Genomic DNA, 1787 nt, shown 5'->3' with positions numbered 1-1787 from the left:
GCGCATGGATTTCTCGCTGCGCTCGGCCTATGCGCATGGCACCAAGGCGGTGCGCACGCATCTCGACAGCATGCCGCCGCAGGAAGAAATCTCCTGGCCTGTGTTCGAGGCGATGCGGGAAAAATGGCGCGGGCGGATCGACCTGCAGGCCGCCTGCCTGCTCGGCATCGAAGGCGTGCGCGACAAGGTCTGGTTCGAGCGGCTGGCCAAGCGCGTCGCCGCGGCCAAGGGCGTGCTCGGCGTCGTCACCTATATGGTGCCGGACCTCGAAGAACTGCTCGACCAGGTTTTCGCTGAAGCCATCAAGCACGGGCTCGACCTCGATTTCCATGCCGACGAGACCGACGATGTCGCGGCGATCTCGCTGAAGAAGATCGCCGAGGCGTCGCTTTGGAACGGTTTCGAGGGCAACATCCTGGTCGGCCATTGCTGCTCGCTGGCGCGGCAGTCGGACCTCGAGGTTCTTGATACGCTGGATAAGGTGGCGAAGGCGCGGATCGCCGTGGTGTCGCTGCCGATGTGCAACCTCTATCTGCAAGACCGCCGCAACAACCAAACGACACCGCGCTGGCGCGGGGTGACGCTGCTGCACGAGATGAAGGCGCGCGGCATCAAGGTTGCGGTCGCGTCCGACAACACGCGCGATCCGTTCTACGCCTATGGCGATCTCGACATGCTGGAAGTCTACCGCATGGCGACGCGCATCCTGCATTTCGACCATCCGGTCGGCGACTGGCCGAAGGCGGTGGCGGCGACGCCGGCGGAGGTAATGCGGCTCGATGACGCTGGGATGCTTGCCGTCGGCGGCAGCGCCGATTTCATCGTCTTCAAGGGACGGAGCTGGACCGAATTGCTGTCGCGGCCCGAATCGGATCGCATCGTGGTGCGCGACGGCAGGGCGATCGAACGCCAGCTGCCCGATTATGCCGAACTCGACGAATTGATGGTGTGATGATGGATATCGCAGCGCTGAAGCGCGATCTCGACGGGATCAAGATCGACGACCATCCGGCGATCGTCCAGCAGAAGAGCCGCGACTTCTACTGGTACAGCCCGGTGCTGAAGGCACAGCTCGATCATGTCAAAGGCGATCTCATCGTCACGCCGAAGAATGAGGACGAGGTGATCCGCGTGCTCGCAGCATGTCACCGGCACGGTGTCCCGGTGACGCCGCGCGGCAGCGGCACCGGCAATTATGGGCAAGCGATGCCGCTGTCGGGCGGCGTGGTGCTCAACCTCGCCGAGATGAACGCGATCAAGACGATCGCGCCGGGACGCGTGGTGACCGGGCCTGGCGCCGTTCTGGCCGAGATCGACAAGGCGACGCGGGCGCATTCCAGCCAGGAACTGCGCATGTCGCCCTCGACCTACAACACCGCCTCGATCGGCGGCTTTATCGCCGGCGGCTCAGGCGGCATCGGCTCGATCCGCTGGGGCGGGTTGCGCGACCTCGGCAATGTCATCCGACTGCGAACGGTGACCATGGAAGCCGAGCCGCGCGTCATGGAGCTCACCGGCGAAGAGGTGCTCAAGGTCATGCATGCCTATGGTACCAACGGTATCATCACCGAGGTCGAGATGCCGCTGACGGCTTCCTACGACTGGATCGACGTCATTGTCGGCTTCGACGATTTCATGGAGGCGGCCGGCTTCGGCAACGACCTCGCCGTGCAGGACGGGATATTGGCGAAGCTGATCACGCCGATCGCCGCGCCCATTCCTTACGACTATTTCAAGCGGCACCAGAAATTCTTCCGGCGCGAGCAGAGCATCGTGGTGTGCATGAT

2 protein-coding genes are annotated in these 1787 nt (G+C 63.7%); both read left to right on the top strand.

The genetic code is table 11. From position 1 onward, the window contains the following. On the top strand, nt 1–952 hold a 952-nt coding region (locus EOA24_RS36685), incomplete at its 5' end, for a cytosine deaminase (protein WP_127410755.1). A gap of 2 nt (nt 953–954) precedes the next feature. Beyond that, nucleotides 955–1787 (top strand): FAD-binding oxidoreductase (locus EOA24_RS36680; protein ID WP_133374836.1); only part of this gene is annotated, 833 nt, incomplete at its 3' end.

This window comes from Mesorhizobium sp. M2A.F.Ca.ET.039.01.1.1 (assembly GCF_003998035.1).
Classification (GTDB): domain Bacteria; phylum Pseudomonadota; class Alphaproteobacteria; order Rhizobiales; family Rhizobiaceae; genus Mesorhizobium.
The sequence above is the reverse complement of the archived record's forward strand: the minus strand, read 5'-3'. Positions and strand labels throughout refer to the sequence as shown.